Origin of the sequence: Pseudoxanthomonas sp. PXM02, from assembly GCF_014851805.1 — a bacterium.
In the GTDB taxonomy this organism is placed as follows: Bacteria; Pseudomonadota; Gammaproteobacteria; order Xanthomonadales; family Xanthomonadaceae; genus Pseudoxanthomonas_A.
Genome location: NZ_JACVAK010000001.1, coordinates 321610 through 340284, shown reverse-complemented (window position 1 = coordinate 340284; position 18675 = coordinate 321610). Strand labels below are relative to the sequence as shown.

11 protein-coding genes are annotated in these 18675 nt (G+C 68.3%); 8 read left to right on the top strand and 3 right to left on the bottom strand.

Features of this window, described 5'->3' with window-relative positions:
• Window positions 1-9 precede the first annotated feature (9 nt).
• On the bottom strand, window positions 10-882 hold the full coding sequence (locus IB225_RS01485; protein ID WP_345776559.1) for an SAM-dependent methyltransferase: 873 nt from the start codon (window positions 880-882) through the stop codon (window positions 10-12).
• 93 nt (window positions 883-975) lie between these two features.
• On the opposite strand from IB225_RS01485, the gene IB225_RS01480 reads away from it, so the two are divergent.
• Both IB225_RS01480 and IB225_RS01475 read left to right on the top strand, forming a co-directional pair.
• Window positions 976-1902 carry a M14 family metallocarboxypeptidase gene (locus IB225_RS01480; RefSeq protein ID WP_192309084.1) on the top strand — a complete coding sequence of 309 codons (927 nt, stop codon included), beginning with the start codon at window positions 976-978 and terminating at the stop codon, window positions 1900-1902.
• Between the two features lie 95 nt (window positions 1903-1997).
• Window positions 1998-2264 carry a DksA/TraR family C4-type zinc finger protein gene (locus IB225_RS01475; RefSeq protein ID WP_192309082.1) on the top strand — a complete coding sequence of 89 codons (267 nt, stop codon included), beginning with the start codon at window positions 1998-2000 and terminating at the stop codon, window positions 2262-2264.
• Between the two features lie 127 nt (window positions 2265-2391).
• Here the strand turns inward: IB225_RS01475 and IB225_RS01470 are convergent, their stop codons facing one another.
• Window positions 2392-2847 carry a PA2169 family four-helix-bundle protein gene (locus IB225_RS01470; RefSeq protein WP_192309080.1) on the bottom strand — a complete coding sequence of 152 codons (456 nt, stop codon included), beginning with the start codon at window positions 2845-2847 and terminating at the stop codon, window positions 2392-2394.
• 278 nt (window positions 2848-3125) lie between these two features.
• On the opposite strand from IB225_RS01470, the gene IB225_RS01465 reads away from it, so the two are divergent.
• Both IB225_RS01465 and IB225_RS01460 read left to right on the top strand, forming a co-directional pair.
• On the top strand, window positions 3126-3968 hold the full coding sequence (locus tag IB225_RS01465; RefSeq protein WP_192309078.1) for an HDOD domain-containing protein: 843 nt from the start codon (window positions 3126-3128) through the stop codon (window positions 3966-3968).
• Between the two features lie 102 nt (window positions 3969-4070).
• The gene (locus IB225_RS01460) at window positions 4071-4667 is read left to right on the top strand and encodes a DUF6151 family protein (RefSeq protein WP_192309076.1); all 597 of its coding nucleotides are present in this window, start codon (window positions 4071-4073) and stop codon (window positions 4665-4667) included.
• 30 nt (window positions 4668-4697) lie between these two features.
• Here the strand turns inward: IB225_RS01460 and IB225_RS01455 are convergent, their stop codons facing one another.
• Complete coding sequence (locus tag IB225_RS01455) at window positions 4698-6773, bottom strand: bifunctional diguanylate cyclase/phosphodiesterase (protein ID WP_192309074.1); 2076 nt, start codon at window positions 6771-6773, stop codon at window positions 4698-4700.
• 415 nt (window positions 6774-7188) lie between these two features.
• Here IB225_RS01455 and IB225_RS01450 point away from each other — a divergent pair, with 415 nt between their 5' ends.
• The 4 genes from IB225_RS01450 (at window position 7189) to thpR (ending at window position 18674) form a co-directional block, all read left to right on the top strand.
• Window positions 7189-8046, top strand: a complete 858-nt coding sequence (locus IB225_RS01450; RefSeq protein WP_345776558.1) for a sulfotransferase — start codon at window positions 7189-7191, stop codon at window positions 8044-8046.
• Window positions 8043-15644, top strand: a complete 7602-nt coding sequence (locus tag IB225_RS01445; RefSeq protein WP_192309070.1) for a fibronectin type III domain-containing protein — start codon at window positions 8043-8045, stop codon at window positions 15642-15644. The genes IB225_RS01450 and IB225_RS01445 overlap by 4 nt, the downstream gene beginning before the upstream one ends.
• 199 nt (window positions 15645-15843) lie before the next feature.
• On the top strand, window positions 15844-17964 hold the full coding sequence (locus tag IB225_RS01440; RefSeq protein ID WP_225583174.1) for a M13-type metalloendopeptidase: 2121 nt from the start codon (window positions 15844-15846) through the stop codon (window positions 17962-17964).
• 119 nt (window positions 17965-18083) lie between these two features.
• The gene (gene thpR, locus IB225_RS01435; RefSeq protein ID WP_192309057.1) at window positions 18084-18674 is read left to right on the top strand and encodes an RNA 2',3'-cyclic phosphodiesterase; all 591 of its coding nucleotides are present in this window, start codon (window positions 18084-18086) and stop codon (window positions 18672-18674) included.
• Window position 18675: the final 1 nt, after the last annotated feature.

The following is an 18675-nucleotide window of genomic DNA, read 5'->3' as shown; positions in this document are numbered from 1 at the left end:
CGCAGCGGCTCAGCGGCGCAGGCCGGTTACTCCGTCCAGCGCCCGCTGCGCCTTGAAGCCGGCCTTCTCCAGGCGCTTCGCCACTTCGCCGGGCACGTCGCGACCGGTGGTCAGCTTGTTGGGGCTGCCGGTGTAGTGGAACAGCGAGCCGCCCCGGCGCAGTACGCGGGCGAGCTGGTCGTAGAACGCCTGCGAATACAGCTCGCCCGCAATGCCGAAACGCGGCGGATCGTGCAGCAGGGCATCGACGGAACCTTCCGGTACCTGCGTGATCGCCTGCGACACGTCGGCATGCGTGAGCTGCAGGCGACCGCCGGCTGCGGCATCGTCCGGATCCGGCGACCACGGGTTCAGCGTGCGCAGCCACAGCACGTCGGCGTTCTTCTCGAATGACAGGATGCGCGCGGCGCCGGCGTCCAGGCAGCAGGCCGCGAAGTAGCCCAGTCCGCCACAGGTATCCAGCACGGTCCTGCCGCGCGGCTCGACCAGCGCCACCTTGCGGCGCGCGTCGTCGAGCGGGGATTCCTTCGAGGTCGGCAGCATCTTGATGCCGTCGATCTCGAACGTGGGCACGCCCCACTCGGTAGGCACCAGCTTGATCAGCGACCCGCTGTAGCGCGACACCGGTTCGAAGTCCTCGCCATCCCACCAGTACAGCGTGCGGTCCTTGAGCTTGCCGGGGTATGGATACGCCACGCCGTGCCAATGCCAGCCGTCGGCGTCCAGCAGCGCTTCACCCTGCGAACGGTCGAGGTCGAGCGAGCCTGTCCACCGGGCCTCGGCACGGTCGCGGGCGGCAAGCAGGGCGGTGGCGGTACCGCGGGTCAGCAGGGGGCCGGTATAGCGGGGCATCGGGAATTCGCACGGGACGTCGAAGCGCATTTTCGCCGCGATGGCCCGTGGGGAACAGTGCGGCGGGGCGAAAGGACCGCGCTGGTATAGTGCGGACCCCTTGGTTCCAGCACCGCCATCGCCATGACCACGTTCGAGCGTTTCCATCCCATCGGTACCCCCGGCCAGCCCTGGGGCGCAGCGGAGAAGGCGCAGTGGCGCGCGCAGCAGCGCGTGCGCAGGCGATACGTGGATGATGTGGGCGTGGCGATCGATGCGCTGCGCGAGCGTTTCGACGTGCAGCCGTACGGCACACTCGACTACGGCCCCGGCGAAACCTATCCGCTGTTTGCCGTGCGCAGCCGCGGCTGGGACGAGGCATTGCCCACGATGCTGGTGACCGGCGGTGTGCACGGCTACGAGACCAGCGGCGTACACGGCGCGCTGCAGTTCCTGGAACAACGTGCCGGCGACTACGCGGGCAAGGCCAATCTGCTGGTCGTGCCCTGTGTCAGCCCGTGGGGCTACGAGCGCATCCATCGCTGGAACGCCGACGCGCTGGATCCGAACCGGTCGTTCCGCGCCGACAGCCCTGCGCAGGAATCGGCCGCGCTGATCGACCTGGTGGCGCCGCTGAAGGATCGCGTGCTGATGCATATCGACCTGCACGAGACCACGGACAGCGACGAGACCGAATTCCGGCCCTCCCTCGCGGCGCGCGATGGCAAGCCGTACGAGCCGGGCGAGATTCCGGACGGGTTCTACCTGGTGGACGACAGCGAGCGTCGGCAGCCGGACTTCCAGCGTGCGGTCATCGCCGCGGTCGCCGCAGTGACGCATATCGCGCCGGCCGACGCGCAGGGCGAGATCATCGGTTCCCCGGTCGTCGCCGAAGGCGTGATCGAGTATCCGGTGAAATCGCTCGGCCTGTGCACGGGCATCACCGAGGCGCGCTACACCACCATCACCGAGGTCTATCCGGACAGTCCCAAGGCCACGCCGCAGCAGTGCAACGATGCGCAGGTGGCGGCGGTGGTGGCGGCGATCGACTACGCCTTGACGCACGGTTGAAGCGTCGCGGCGCAGACCCCATTTCTGTTCGTGAATACCTGATGCGGGTGCAGGCGTAAGCTGGCCGTGCACCCGCGATCCACGAGGAGACGACCATGGCAACCGGATGGGCCGGCGACGGCGCCGTACAGGACCAGATCGATGCGACCGTGAAGGACGGCATCGAGCGGGCGCGGCGCGCCTTGCCCCAGGGCCCCAGCCTGACGCACTGCGAGGAGTGCGAGAAGCCGATTCCCGTGGCGCGCCAGAAGGCCGTGCCGGGCGTGCGCCTGTGCGTGGCCTGCCAGGAGGCCGCCGACCAGGAAGAGCAGGGCGCCGGTCTGTACAACCGTCGCGGCAGCAAGGACAGCCAGCTGCGCTGATCCTTGCCGCAAGCGTCTAGGCCGTGACGCTTCCACGCCTGTTTCCATTGCCGCGGCGCATCCGCTCCCTGCCAGAAAGAAGAAGCCCCGCAGTGCGGGGCTTCGTCGCTTCGGGTCAGGTCCGCACTCAGCTGGCGCGCTTCAGGACCAGCTTGCGGTCGCGCATGACGTTGTGGCACTCGCGCACGCTGGGCAGCAGGGCCTGTGCTTCTGCACGCGCGGTGGGCGGCGTGGATTCGTCGCTGATAGTCTCGTTGAAGGCGTTCAGCAGGCGGTCTTCCGATTCTTCCAGTTCGGCGACATAGCCGTAGGTCGTGTCGCCCAGCGTGGCACGGACCTTGCCATAGAACTGCTGCATGCTGCCGACCAGAGTGCCGTGCTCGGCCGGCGTTCCGCCGGTCGAGGCGACGACCGCACTGAGGCGCGCGACGATATCCTGCTTGACGCCGGCGATACGCGTGAACAACGAGGCAAGCTCGGCGTCCTTCACCTTGCCGGCCGCTTCGGTGTAGAAGCCGTGGCCGTCGCGCGCGATCTCGATCAGGTCGTTGAGGCTGTGCTGGATCTTCTTCTGCGTGTTCATGGGGAGCTCCCATTGGGATGTGCTGCCACCGTCGCGCAGCCGGCATCAACAGCATGTAACCATGCAGTGCGGAGATTCATGAACATCGCGACGGTGCGAAAGTGCCGCAACGCGCGCTAAAGATTTTCGCCGTGCGGCCGATGGCATGAGGTCGAACATGCGGAAGAAGGCGGGTACGCGTGCCGCTGCTTGCACGAGTCACGGGGTGGTGGTCCAGGGGCCGGCGCGAGCCGGTGGCAGCGCCGTTGGCGCGTGCCGTGCCAGCGGCTGCGGAAGCCGTGGCTGCGTCCGCCCCGCCGAACGCCCCCTCGCGGGACTGGGCGCTCAGCCTGTTGCGACTTGCCGGCATGGATGCGGGGAGCTGCCGTTCGCCAGAGGACAGCCTTCCGCTGATCGCGGACGCCCGGCGCGCCCTGGTGCGTTTCGCCGAAGATCCGCAGCGCCTGCCACGGCGCCCGCAACTGCTGCCGCAACTGCTCAGCACGATCAACGATGATGCTGCCTCGGGTCGCGACATCGCCGGGATCATCGCCCGCGATCCCGCGCTGGCCGCCAACCTGCTGAAGCTCGCCAACAGCGCCCTGTACCGCACCCGTGGCGATGCCGTGGAGAGCCTGGACCGTGCCGTGGCGATGGTCGGCGTGGATGGCCTGCGCCATCTGGTCGCCGTCGCACTGATGCAGCCGGTGATGCGAATGGAGGGCGGTGTGTTCGGTCGTCTTCCCGATCTGATATGGGACCACACCCAGCGCACCGCGCTGATCGCGTCGGAAACTGCCGCAGCCGGGGGCCGGGAAGACGTGTTCGCCGCCCAGTTGCTGGCGCTGTTGCAAGGGCTGGGCGCCATCGTCGTCGTACAGGTATTGCGGGATGTCACCGCGCAGCACGGCGCAGGGCTGCCCGATGCCGAGGCGATGGCACGCCTGCTGCAACGCTGGTCGCCGCGGCTCGGCCGTGCGGTCGCGCGCGAGTGGGGCCTGTCGGAGCGCGTGATGCAGGCACTGCACGAGCAACTGGCCGACGATGTGGCAGCGATGGGTCCGCTCGCCCGCGCGCTCGCGTTCGCAGCGCCCGAGGCCAGCGATGCGATGGAGCAGCCGGCGGTGGATGTCGCGGCCTGAACCGCGCCTGTGTTCCGCCGCCAGTCAGGAAATCCACGCGCGTTTGACGCGATCCTTATCTTGCATGCGCTATCCCTCGACGTGGCACAACAACGACGAGGCATGCCAATGACACTCGAACTGCGTTGCCGATGCGGAAAGGTGCGGGGCACGGTGGATGTGCGTCGCGCGTATGCACGTGCCACCTGCTACTGCGGCGACTGCCAGGCGTACGCACGCCATCTCGGCACGTCCGGCGTGATGGATGCGCACGGGGGCACCGACATCGTGGCGATGAATCCGGATGCCGTGACCTTCACCGCAGGCGAAGAACACATCAGCGGCCTGTGCCTGCAGGAAGGCGGCCCGTTGCGCTGGTATGCGGGCTGTTGCCGTACGCCGCTGGGCAACACGCCGCGCGATGGCAAGGTCGCGTATGTCGGCATCGTGTCCACCTGCCTGCCGGACAAGGTGGCCGTCGACGCCGCGTGCGGTCCGCCGGGTCGGATCGTGTTGAATGCAGGGTCTGCGCTGGACGATGTACGGTCCACGCCGTTGGCCATGGCCACTGGTGGCCTTCGCATCGCGGCCGGTATCCTGATGGCGAAGCTGCGAGGGCAGGTGCCGTCGTTGTTCTTCGACGCGGGCGGACAGCCGCATCGGACCGCGCATCCGCTGGGGCCGCAGGAACGCGCCTCCGCGCGGCTCGAGTCGGCCTGATATGGGTCCCACGTCCGCCGGCGGCGGACGTCAGGCCAACTGGCGTCCGTCCTGCGTGGCGAACAGCATGTCCGCCGCCACCGGCTCGCCCATCAGGTAGCCCTGGTACAGGTCGCAGCCGAGCCGGCGCAGGTGATGCCGCTGCCCCGGCGTTTCCACGCCTTCGGCCACGACGCGCAGGTTGAGCGTCTTGCCCAGCGCGATGATGGACGACACGATCGCGACGTCGTCGGAGTTGGTTTCCAGTTCGCGCACGAACGCGCGGTCGATCTTCAGTTCGTCGGCCGGCAGGCGCTTGAGGTACAGCAGGCTGGAGTAACCGGTGCCGAAATCGTCGATGGAGATTTTCACGCCCATCGCGGTCAGCTCGTCGAGGATGCCCAGGCTGGCGTCCGCATCGCGCATGGCGGTGGTTTCGGTGATCTCCAGCGTCAGGCTGGAGGCAGGCACCGCGTGCCGCTCCAGTGCGCCGGCCACTGTTTCGACCAGGTTGGGTGACGAAAACTGCAGCGGCGACAGGTTGATCGCGACGTTCGCAATCTCGTGGCCATCATCGCGCCACGCACGCAGCTGGCGGCAGGCTTCGTCCAGCACCCAGTCGCCGATGGCGAGGATCAGGCCGCTGCGCTCGGCGGCGGGAATGAAGGCGCCGGGCGCGAGCAGGCCGTGCTCCGGGTGCTGCCAGCGCAGCAGGGCTTCCGCGCCGACCATGCGGTAATCGGGGGCGGCGAACTTCGGCTGGTAATGCAGCACCAGCTCGTTGCGCTCGACCGCGCGGCGCAGCTCGTTCAGCAGCTTCACCTGCTGGTGCGCACTGATGTTCATCGACGGCGCGAAGAAGGTGTACCCGTTCCGGCCGTTGTCCTTGGTGTGGTACATGGCGGCATCGGCGTGCGCCATCAGTTCGCGCTCGCTGTCGCCGTCCGACGGATACAGGGCGATGCCGATGCTGGCGGTGACATGCAGGTCGACGCCCTGCGCCCACAGGATCGTGGCGGCGACGGTGTCGATGATGCGCTGCGCGACCATCGCGGCGCCTTCCGGATCGGTGGTCGCGATGATCAGCACGAACTCGTCGCCACCCAGGCGCGAAAGCGTGTCCTGGCTGCGTAACAGGCCGCGCACGCGCGCGGCGACATCCACCAGCAGGGCGTCGCCCGCCTGGTGTCCGTAAGCGTCATTGATGCCCTTGAAGCCGTCCAGGTCGAGGAACATGACGGCGAACTGTTCGTGCTTGCGCTTGGCCTTCTCGATGGCCTGCTCGATGCGGTCCTGCAGCAGGATGCGGTTGGGCAGCCGGGTGAGCGGGTCGTGCAGGGCGGCCTGCACCAGTTCCTCGTTCGCGCGCGCCAGCGAGTGCGCCAGATGGTGCGTGCGCGCGTGCATCTGCCGGTCCAGCACGGAGACGATCAGCGCGATGCCCATGATGGCAACGGTCGCCACGACCACCAGGATCGCCAGCCACTGGGCGGGCACGCCACCGTCGCGCGCCGCGCCGCACCAGCTGTCGGCGGGGAATTCGGCTGCGGCCATGCCGGTGTAGTGCATGCCGACGATCGCGAAGCCCATGACCACCGCCGCCAGCACGCGCAGCAGGTGCTTGCGGCGCCCACCACGGCGCAGGTGGAACGCGATCCACAGCGCGGCGCCGGACGCGACGACCGCGATCACGATCGACAGCGTGAACCAGCCGGGGTGGTAGTCGATGCCGGGCTGCATCTGCAGCGCGGCCATGCCGATGTAGTGCATCAGCGCGATGCCGATGCCCATCAGTACCGCACCCAGCGCCAGGCGCTGGAAGGGCAGCTGCGCCTGCGATACCAGCCACAGCGCGAACGCCGACGAACTGATGGCGGCCAGCATCGAGCAGAAGGTCAGGGTGATGTCGTAGCCCAGCGGGATCGGCAGGTCGAAGGCGAGCATGCCCACGAAGTGCATCGACCACACGCCCAGTCCCATGGCGAATGCGCCACCGGCCAGCCACCAGCGCGCCGCGACACCCTGCGTGGTCGCGACGCGGCCCGCCATGTCCAGCGCGGTGTAGGAGGCGAGGATGGCGACCAGCAGGGAGAAGAGGACGAGGATCTCGTTATAGGTGCCGGTCATGGGGCGGTTCGTGGCCCGAGGGGAGGGCTCTCGCAGCTCTTTAGCGACCGTAACCGATGTTTCTTTAGGGGTATCCGGCCTGCATCGACCCCGTCTGGTCCAGGACTTGCATCGTCTCGACGGCCGCGCGTGTCGTCGTCGCGAGGGGTGGAGTAACTGCGATTTCGCCGTTACCATGCCCCCGTCGCGTCGACGCTGCGGGGCCATGGGGTGGCTGCCGCAATCCAGCGTTCATGCGCACGGATGCCAGGCCCGCCGCGCTTTTCGGTGGGGCTTCAATGCAACAGGGGAATCGCTTGGAAACGTTGACCGACATGCCGTCCGCATGGGCCGTCGTGCGCGCCGCAAGCACGCGCGACGCCGTGATGCACGACCGTCTGCTCCGCCTGCGGGCGTCGCAGGGGAGGCGGATCGCGTGAGCCGGCCGTTCCATTTCATTTCCGGTCTGCCGCGCTCGGGCTCTACCTTGCTGGCCGGCATCCTGCGGCAGAACCCGCGTTTCCATGCCGGCATGAGCAGCCCGGTCGCCGGCCTGATCAATGGCGCGCTGGAGCAGATGGGTGCCGGTGGCGAATCCTGGGCGTTCTTCGATGAGGCCAAGCGCCGCACGATCTGTCGCGCCCTGCTCGATGCGTATTACGCGGACACCCAGGCCGAGGTGGTGTTCGACACCAACCGCACCTGGACCGCGCGCATGCACCAGCTGGTCGAGCTGGTGGACGACTTCAAGGTGATCTGCTGCGTGCGCAATCCCGCGTGGATCATGGACAGCTTCGAGTCCATCTACCGCAAGAATCCCTTCGACTACAGCCGCATGTTCAACGCGTCGACACGACAGACCGTCTACAGCCGCTGCGAGCAGCTGATCAACAGCGGTGGCGCCGTCGGCGGCGCCTGGACGGCGTTGAAGGAAGCCTATTACGGCGAGTTCTCCGACCGCCTGCTGCTGGTCGACTACGAGCTGTTGACGCGCCATCCGGCGCGCACGATGGAGCTGGTGTACGACTTCATCGGCCAGCCGCGGTTTGCCCATGATTTCGACAACGTCGACTACGCGGAAGAAGCGTTCGATCAGGGGCTCGGCGTCAAGGGCCTGCATACGGTCAGGCGGAAAGTGGAATTCAAGACCCGGCGCAGCATCCTGCCGCCGGACCTGTTCGCGAAGTACCAGGACATGGATTTCTGGCAGGACCAGGCCGGCACGGCCGCGGGGATCATCGCCCCGCGCCGCGACGGCAGCCAGACCACGGACATCACCAAGGACACACCATGAAGCGTGCTCTGCTCAGCGGCCTCTCGACGCTGCTGCTCCCGTTCTCCGCGCAGGCGGCTGCCACTTCGGCAGGCGGCTATCTGATGCGCGGTGGTTACCAGCCGCGCAGCTACATGAAGATGGACCAGCAGGCGGGTTCCGACGTGTCGGCGCTTTCGCGCGATGGTGCGCGTGCCTCAAAGCCGCGCTTGCCCGCGTCGCACGGTGCTGCCGCCGGTTCGTTGACGGTCCGGCAGACGGCTGCCGTCACCGAACTGGTGGTGATCGACTCGGCGGTGCCTGACAAGGCGGTGTTCTACCGTGGCGTGCGTCCGGGCGTGGCCATTGTCGAAATCGACGCGTCCAAAGATGGTCTGGTGCAACTGGAGCAGGCGCTGGCGCCGTACCGCGATCTGGTCGCGCTGCACATCGTGTCCCATGCCGAGGATGGCGCGCTGCAGTTGGGAAACAGCCGGGTGGACGCGCAGCGGCTCAAGCGGGAAGTCGACACGTTCGCCGCCCTGCGCGGTGCGCTGGCCGATGGTGCCGACCTGCTGTTGTACGGCTGCGACCTCGCCAGCACCGGGCATGGTGAAGAACTGCTGGACATCCTCCGCGAGGGCTCCGGCGCGGACGTGGCCGCTTCCGCCAACAAGACGGGTGCGACCGCGCTGGGCGGAGACTGGGACCTGGAGGTCAAGCGGGGTGACATCACCGCTGACCTCGCGTTCTCGCCGCACAGCCTTCGCGACTTCAGTGCAGTGCTGGCGACGCAGTCGTACGACAGTACCGATTTCTGTCCCGGCTCAGGGAACGTCAGCCAGAACTTCTGCGGTGGTGGCTCGTTTGTGTCCACTGATGGACAGCTGAGGGTTTCCGCCTCGACACCTTATGTCTACGCGACTTCGGAGCACGCGATGAACGTGTCCCCTTCCGGGGACGCTTCGCTGATGCCCGCTTATGGATACGGCAACAGCGGTCATCTGGATTTCCAGGCCACTGGATCGCTCGCATCGTTCGTTCTGACCAGTGTCGGCAAGTCGAGTGGCACCTACGCATGCTCGAACGCTACGCTGGTCGGCACGCGAAAGTCTGACGGCATGGAAGTGAGCACGCCCATCGCCTGGGGTGCGGGCACCAGCACATTCACCGCGGGCGCACTGGCCGGGGTCGAACTCACGAAGCTGAGGGTTCGCGTCGATAATTGTCCGGGCGATGCCCAGCTCGGGCTCATGGTGAAGAGCCTCGTCATCGAGACGGTCGATCCCTTGCCCGTCGTCACCGACGGCCGGATCAGCATCTCCGGCGCCAGCGGCACCGCAGGCGCCTACAAGATCGGCGACACGGTCACCGCGACCTGGAACAACACCGTGGGCGGTGACAACAGCGCCGGCATCACGGGTGTGACGATGGACTTCTCGCAGTTCGGTGGCGGTGCAGCGGTCACGGCCAGCAACACCGCGAACACCTGGACGGCGACCTACACGATCGTCTCCGGCGCCATCGATGCGACCAGCCGCAACGTCAGCGTTACCGCGACCAACGCCAGCGGCAGCACGACCACGGCGGACACCACCAACGCCACGGTCGACAACATCTTGCCGACGGTGACAGACGGCCGCATCAGCATCAGTGGCGGGACCGGCACGAGCGGCGCCTACAAGATCGGCGATACGGTCACCGCGACCTGGAACAACACCGCCGGCGGCGACAACAACAGCGACACCATCAGCAGCGTCACGGTGAATTTCACCCAGTTCGGTGGCGGTGCGGCGGTGTCGGCCAGCAACAGCTCGGGCACGTGGACGGCGACCTATGCGATCGTCGCTGGCGCCATCGACCTGACCAATCGCAACGTGACGGTGACGGCAACCGACAACGCCGGCAATGCGACATCCACGTCGGATACGACGAATGCGACGGTCGACAACATCGCACCGTCGGTCAGCAGCATCACCCCGGCGGGTGGGGCGGTGTCGAGCGACACGACGGTCGACTTCACGGTCGACTTCAGCGAGTCCGTCAGCAACGTCTCCACCGATGATTTCACGCTGGTGGGCACGGGCAGCGCCACCGGTACCATCGCCAGCGTGTCCGCCAGCAGCGGCGACCCGATCACGGTGACCGTCGGCGCTATCACCGGCACCGGCACGTTGAAGGTGAATCTCAACGGGTCCACCAACATCGTCGATGATGCCGGCAACAGCATCGCGGCCTACAGCGGTGGCACCACCCACACCGTCAGCATCTTCACCGCGCCGGATGCGCCCACCATCGGGGCGGCGACGGCCGGCGACGGCCAGGTGTCGGTCGCCTTCACCGCACCCGCGAGCAACGGCGGCTCGGCGATCACCGGCTATACGGTCACCTCCAACCCGGGCGGCATCACTGGGGGCGGCAATGGCTTTACGACCTCGCCGATCACGGTGTCCGGTCTGACCAACGGGCAGGCGTACACGTTTACTGTCACCGCGACGAACTCCATCGGCACCAGCACGGCCTCCGGCGCGTCCGGTAGCGCAACGCCCATGGCCGACCAGACCATCACGTTCGCCAATCCGGGGGCGCAGAATTTCGGTGCCACGCCGACGCTGTCTGCGACGTCGACGTCGAGCCTGGCGGTAACGTTCAGTTCCAGCACCACCGGCGTGTGCACCATCACCTCCGGCGGCGCGCTGACCCTCGTCACCGCCGGCACCTGCACCATCGATGCGGACCAGGGTGGCAACGCCTCGACCAATGCCGCTCCGACCGTCAGCCGTACGTTCACGGTGAACGCGGTCGTCCCGGGTGCGCCGACCATCGGCACGGCCACGGCCGGCGACACGCAGGCGGACGTTTCGTTTGCCGTGCCCAGCTCGAACGGCGGCGCCACCATCACGGGTTACACCGTCACCGCCAATCCGGGCGGTTCCACCGGCACCGGCGCAGGTTCGCCGATCACGGTGGCCGGCCTGACTAACGGCGTGTCCTACACGTTCACCGTCACCGCGACCAATGTGGCCGGCACGGGTGGCGCGTCGGCGCCCTCCAATTCGGTCACCCCGGCCTCGCCGCAGGTGATCACGTTCGCCAACCCCGGCGCGCAGAGCTTCGGCACCGCGCCGGACCTGTCGGTCCTGGGTGGCGGCGCCAGTTCCACCTCGGGACTGACGATCACGTTCACCTCGTCGACGACCGGCGTCTGCACCATCACGTCCGGCGGCATCCTGACGTTCGTCACCGCCGGCACCTGCACGATCAACGCCAACCAGGCGGGCAATGCCCAGTACCTCCCTGCGACCCAGGTGAGCCGCAGCTTCACCGTCAGCCCGGTCGTCCCGGACGCGCCGACCATCGGCACGGCGGTCGCGGGCGATACGCAGGCGGCCGTGGCGTTCGTGGCGCCGTCCAGCAACGGCGGCACCACCATCACCGGCTACACCGTGACGGTCTTTCCGGCGGACGTGGCACCGGTCAACGGCGCGGCGTCGCCCATCGTGGTGACCGGCCTGACCAATGGGCAGGCGTACACCTTCACCGTGACCGCCGACAACTCGGCGGGCACAGGTCCGGCCTCGTCGGCGTCCAACAGCGTCACGCCGAAGGCGACGCAGACGATCACCTTCAACAATCCCGGCACGCGGGACTTCGGCACGACGCCGACGTTCACGGCGACCTCCGACTCCGGCCTGTCGCCGACGTTCACCTCGTCCACCACCGGTGTCTGCACGATCACCTCGGTGGGCGTGGTGACCTTCGTCGCCACCGGCACCTGCACGATCAACGCCGACCAGGCGGGCAACGGCAGCTATCTGGCCGCGACGCAGGTGACCCGTTCGTTCACCGTCAATGCCGTGCTGCCGGGCGCGCCGACCATCGGTGCAGCCGTCCTTGCCAGCGCGAGCGAGGTGGACGTCGCGTTCACCGCGCCTGCCAGCAACGGTGGCGCGGCCATCACGGGTTACACGGTCACGGCGAGTCCCGGTGGCGTCACCGCGACGGGCAGCGGCAGCCCGATCCGTATCGGTGGTCTCGACCCCGGCACCAGCTACACCTTCACCGTCCGCGCAGAGAACAGCGTGGGCCTGGGCGACCCGTCGGCTGCTTCCAGCGTTGTCGTCACCGCGGTGGCGCAGGTCATCACCTTCACCAATCCTGGTGCACAGGATTTCGGTACCACGCCGACACTGTCGGCGACGGCGGACTCCGGCCTGACGGTGAGCTTCGCGTCGACCACCGCGTCGGTGTGCACCATCACGCCGGCCGGCGCGCTGACGTTCACCGGCGTTGGCGCATGCACCATCACGGCCGACCAGATCGGCGATGCCAGCCATCTGCCGGCTCCGCAGGTCAGCCAGACGTTCACGGTGAATGCGATCGCACCGGGAGCACCGACGATCAGTGCCGCCACGATCGCATCGCCAACCTCGGCCCAGGTGTCGTTCGCTGCGCCCGGCTTCAGTGGTGGCGAGCCGGTCACGGGCTACACGGTGACGGCGAGCCCCGGCGGTGCGACGGCGACCGGCAGCGGTAGCCCGATCACGATCACCGGACTGGCGAGCGGCACGACGTACACGTTCACGGTTACCGCGCAGAGCGCGGGCGGTGTGAGCGCGCCGTCGGCGGCGTCGAACGCCGTCACGCCGATGGCGAACCAGAGCATCGCCTTCGCCAATCCAGGCGCGCAGGATTTCGGTAGCACGCCGACGCTGTCGGCGACATCGGACTCCGGCCTGCCGGTCAGTTTTGCCTCGAGCACGCCGTCGGTGTGCACGGTCACGCCGACCGGTGCTTTGACGCTCGTCGCGGTGGGCAACTGCACCATCACAGCCGACCAGGGCGGCGACACCAGCCATCTGCCTGCAGCGCAGGTCAGCCAGACGTTCTCCGTGGACGCGGTGGCCCCGGCGGCTCCGGTGATCGGTTCGGCCGTGATGGCGTCGCCGACGTCGGTGACGGTCGCGTTCACCGCACCGGTCTTCACCGGCGGCGTGCCGGTCACCGGCTACACCGTGACGGCCAATCCGGGCGGCGCCACGGCGACGGGAACCGGCAGTCCGATCACGATCACCGGCCTGGCCAGCGGCACCGCGTACACGTTCACGGTGACGGCGCAGGGCAGTGCAGGTAGCAGCGCCCCGTCGGCGTCGTCGAATGCGGTCACGCCGATCCCGACGCTGGAAGTCTCCGCCGTCAATGCCTCGCTGCCGTATGGCGCACCGGCCACGGCGCTGACGCTGTCGATCACCGGCACCGCCACCTCGGTGGCGGTCGGCACCGCGCCCTCGCACGGTACCGCGACGGTCAGCGGCACCACGATCACCTACCAGCCGGCGCCCGGCTATGCCGGCCCGGACAGCTTCACCTACACCGCCAGCGATGCGTACCAGACCACGGCGCCCGCCACGGTGACGATCACCGTCACTGCGCCGACCGTCGTGCTGGATGCGGCGAACCCGGCCAACGGCACCGGCGGCAGCACGTACGTGCATGCCTTCGCTGCCAGCGGTGGCGCCGCGCCGTACACGTTCCAGCTGACCGGCGGCACCTTGCCCGACGGGCTGGCGCTGGGCACGGACGGCCGCATCACCGGCACGCCGACCGAGGCGGGCAGCTTCACGCTGACCGTGCAGGTCACCGATGCCAGCACCGGACTTGGACCGTTCACCACGCAGCGTCAGTACACGCTGCAGGTGGCGGCCCCGCAGATCGTGTTCGCCCTGCCGGCGCTGCCGCCGGCGACGCATGCGGGCGCGTTCAATCAGACGCTGACGGTCAGTGGCGGCACCGCGCCTTACACCTACGCGGTGACGGCGGGCACCCTGCCGCAAGGCGTGTCGCTGAGCGCGGCCGGTGTGCTGTCGGGTACGCCCACGCAGGCCGGCACGTTCGCCTTCACCATCGAAGTGCGCGATGCGAACGGCTTCACCGGCGCGCAGGCCTATGAGCTGGTTGTCGCGCAGGCGGCGCAGGCCATCACCGGTTTCAGTGCCAATCCGAGCGCCCCGGTGTTCGCGCCGAACGGCACGTTCGAACTGGTGGCGACGGGCGGTGCGTCCGGCAATCCGGTCGTCTTCGCCAGCACCACGGCGCAGGTCTGCCAGGTGAGCGGCACGACGGTCACCATGCTGGCGGCCGGCCTGTGCTCGCTGACCGCGGACCAGGCAGGCGACGCTGACCATCAGGCGGCGGCGCAGGTGCGGCTGGATGTGGACATCGCTGCGGCCGTGCCGACGCTGGTGTGGCCGGAGACGCTGCGCAAGGTCTATGGCGAACCCGCGTTCGAACTGACCAATCCGCAGAGCCCGAGCAGCGGTGCCTTCACCTTCACCAGCAGCAATCCCGACGTGGCCAGCATCAGCGACCGCACGGTGACGCTGCACGCGGAAGGCGAGACCGTCATCACCGCGACGCAGGCGGCCGCCGGCAGTTACGCCGGGGCCAGCGTACAGATGCGCCTGCAGGTGGAAGTGCGCCCCGATCCGACGCGCGATCCGGACGTGGTCGGCGTGCTGCAGGCCCAGGTGGACGCCAGCGTGCGCTTCGCCAACGCGCAGCAGTCGAACATCCGTGACCGCCTGCGGCAGGTGCGCCAGGGTGCGAATGCATCCAGCAACACGATGACGCTGAGCTACGCCGGTGGCGAAGACCGCCAGGGCCTGTCCGTGCCCGTCGGCTCGGCGACCGAGGGCGCGCTGCCGGCATTGCCGAAGGGGTGGGGCGCGTGGGCGGCCGGTACGGCGACGTTCGGCAGCGGTGGCCGCATCGGTGGATACGACTTCCGCACCGATGGCCTGACGCTGGGTGCCGACCGTGCGATTGGCGAGAACCTGCTGTTCGGTGTGGCGGGCAGCCTGGGTCGCAACGACAGCGACCTCAATGGCACCACCTCGCGCCTCAAGGCAGACCAGCGCTCGCTGGCGCTGTACGGCCTGTGGCGCGCGGGCGAGCACGTGTTCGTGGACGGCATGGTCGCGACCGGTCGCCTTGACTTCGACATCCGTCGCTGGAGCGAAGATGCCGGCGCGACAGGTACCGCTGCGCGCGACGGCGAGCAGTGGTTCGGCTCGCTGGGCTTCGGCTATGCGCACCACAACGAGAAGATGGCGCTGACCGGTTACGGCCGCTTCGATGCCAGCCGCACCACGCTGGACGCGTACCGCGAGTACGGGCTGGACATCTACGACCTGGCCTACCGCCGGCAGGTGGTGGAGAACAGCACGTTCGCGCTCGGCATCGAGGGCAGCTACCAACCCGGTGGCGCCAATGGTCGCTACCGTCCGTTCTGGACGCTGGAGTACCGGCAGGCGCTGGAAGACAAGGGCGAGGCGCGGATGAACTACGTCATCTGGCCGCACCCGACCGACTACCGTCTGGGTATGAACAGCTACAACGACAATGCACTGTCGCTCGCCGCGGGCCTGGACGTGAAGCTGCGCCAGGGTTGGCTGCTGTCGCTGCTGTTCGGTCACGAGCAGGCGAGCAACAGCACGCAGGGCAGCAGCATCGGCCTGCGCCTGTCGTACGGCCAACCGTCCGGTGGCGGCGCGCCCTCTGCCGACAGCGGTCTGTCCGACGATCAGGCACGCTGCCGTGGCAGGCGGTGTGCGAACCCGTCGCAGGCCGCGCCCCGCTGATCGGGCGTCCGATGGTCTGATGTGTGCCACGAAGCCCGGCGGATGCCGGGCTTCGTTTTTTCGTGCGCGCCATCACGGCAGACGGTGGTTATCGACCTTCGTCTCACCACCTTTGGCACAGTCCCGGGCAGGGTGCCGCCGATATCCTGCTGGGTTCGTATGTGCGCGCCACGCGTGCTCCCGCTGCCGGAGAACCCTGTTGAAGAAGACCCTGCTGTCCGCCGCCACTCTGCTGGCCCTCGCCGCCGCCGCACCGCTCGCGGCCCACGAAGACCACGGTTGCCTGGATGACGGCTGCACGCTGCAGTCGCTGTTCGCCGAACCCGAGGCCGGCAGCGCCGCGACGGGCTCGACGATCGCGGCCAAGCGTTTCGGCACGTGGGGTCTCGACACCGCCGGCATGGACCGCCAGGCCAAGCCCGGCGCGGACTTCTTCCGCTACGTCAGCGGCACGTGGGCCGATACCACCCAGATCCCGGCCGACCGCTCCAGCTACGGTGGCTTCGCCATCCTGCGCGACCTGTCCGAGGCGCGCCTGCGCGTGCTGGTCGAGGGCTATGCCCTGGGTGATCCCGCCACCGGCGGCGATCCGGCCAAGATCGCAGCGCTGTACCGGGGCTTCATGGACGAGGCGTCCATCGACGCGCTCGGCGCCAAGCCGCTGCAGCCGGTGCTGGCGGATATCCGCGCGGCGAAGGACAAGGACGCACTGGCACGCCTGATGGGGCAGCGCGGCGGCTTCTTCGATACGTTCTTCAACCTCAGCGTCAGCGATGACCAGAAGGATCCGGACCGCTACACGCTGTACCTGAGCCAGGGCGGCCTGGGCCTGGGCGACCGCGAGATGTACCTGCGCGACAACTTCAAGCCGCAGCGCGAGCGCTACGAGGCCTACATCGCACAGATGCTGCAGCTGGCCGGCTGGGCCAAGCCGCAGGAGAACGCGAAGGCGATCCTCGCGCTGGAAACCCGCATCGCCGACGCGCACTGGACGCGCGCCGAAAGCCGCAACCGCGACAAGACCTACAACCCGCGCGCGATGGCCGAGTTCGCCACCACGGCGCCGGGTTTCCCGTGGGCGAGCTTCTTCACCGCTGCTGGCGTCGAGGGCGCGGGCCGCGCCGTGATCCGGCAGGACAGCGCGATCCCGAAGATCGCCGCGATCTTCGGCGAGGCGGACGTGTCCACGCTGCAGGCCTGGCAGGCGTTCCATGCCATCGACAACGCGGCGCCGCTGCTGTCGAAGGACTTCTCGGTGGCGCAGTACGAGTTCCGCGACAAGTTCCTGTCCGGCCAGCCGCAGCAGCGCGAACGCTGGAAGCGCGGCGTGTCGTTCGCCGAGTCGGCGATGGGCGAGGCGATCGGCCGCGACTACGTGGCGCTGTACTTCCCGCCGGAGTCCAAGGCCAAGATGGACGCACTGGTCGCCAACGTGAAGGCAGCGATGGGCGCACGCCTGGATACGCTGGCGTGGATGAGCCCGGCCACCAAGGCCGAGGCGCACGCCAAGCTGGAGGGCTTCGGCCTGAAGATCGGCCACCCGGACACCTATCGCGACTACAGCGCGCTGGTGGTGAAGAACGGCGACCTGTTCGGCAATGCGCAGCGTGCGGGCCAGTTTGAGTGGGAATTCCGCCGCGCCCGCATCGGCCAGCCGGTCGACAAGGGCGAGTGGGGCATGACCCCGCAGACCGTCAACGCCTACTACAACTCGGTGAAGAACGAGATCGTGTTTCCGGCCGCCATCCTGCAGCCGCCGTTCTTCGATCCCGATGCCGATCCGGCGGTGAACTACGGCGGCATCGGCGGCGTGATCGGTCACGAGATCATCCACGGCTTCGACGACCAGGGCCGCAAGTCCGACGGCAAGGGCGTGCTGCGCGACTGGTGGACGGCCGACGATGCGGCCAAGTTCGAAGTGCAGGCCGCCAAGCTGGGCGCGCAGTACGAGGCGTACACCTTCGCGCCGCTGCCGGGCATGCATATCAACGGCCGCGTGGCGATGGGCGAGAACATCGGCGACCTGGGTGGCCTGACCATCGCGCTGGAGGCCTACCACCGTTCGCTGGGCGGCAAGCCGGCGCCGGTGATCGACGGCTTCACCGGCGACCAGCGCTTCTTCATGGGCTGGGGCCAGATCTGGCGCACGCTGTGGCGCGACGACGCACTGCGCCAGCAGCTGGTCAACGGCACGCATTCGCCGGGCCACATCCGCGCCTTCGCGCCGTTGCGCAACATCGACGCGTGGTACGCCGCGTTCGGCGTGAAGCAGGGCGATCCGCTGTACATCGCACCGCAGGACCGCGTGCGGATCTGGTGATCCGCTGACGTCCGCACGGCAGGCGTGCATGCACGCCTGCCGTGCGCGATCCGGGCCGCAGGGTTGCATGGTGATGGCGTCGCGCCGATGATGCGGGGGTTGTTCCACGCCCCCGCGCCATGTCCTCCCGCCCCGTTTCCACCCCGCAAGGCGACCTGTTCGGCGGCCCGCAACCGGGCCGTTTGCATCGCCTGTTTTTCGCTCTCGTCCCTTCAGCGGGCGAGCGCGAGGGCTTGCGGCACCGCGCCGATGATTTGATGGCCGCGTTCCCGCAGGCGCGCTGGGTGCGTCCCGAGCGCTACCACTTGACGCTGCACTTCCTCGGCGAGAGCGACGGCCCGCGCGAAGACATGATCCGCACCGCATGCGAGGCCATGCAGGAATGGCAGCCCGAACCGGTGGGCATCACCCTCGACCATCTGCTATGCCTCGGCAATCCGAAGAATCCCGCGTTGACACTGGCGGCGCTGCAGCCTTCGCCGGCGGTCGTAGCCTTCTGGCGTGGCCTGCAGCAGCGTCTGCTGCGTGCGGGGTTCAAGCAGCACGTCGGCCGCAGTTTCGTCCCCCACCTGACACTGGCCTACGTACCGCCACGTACCGCGCCGGTCGACGTGACCCCGATGGTGCTGCACCCGCAGGCCGTCCACCTGCTGCAGAGCATCGAGGGCGAGGCCGACTACGACGTGCTGGGCGAGTGGCCGTTGGGGTGAG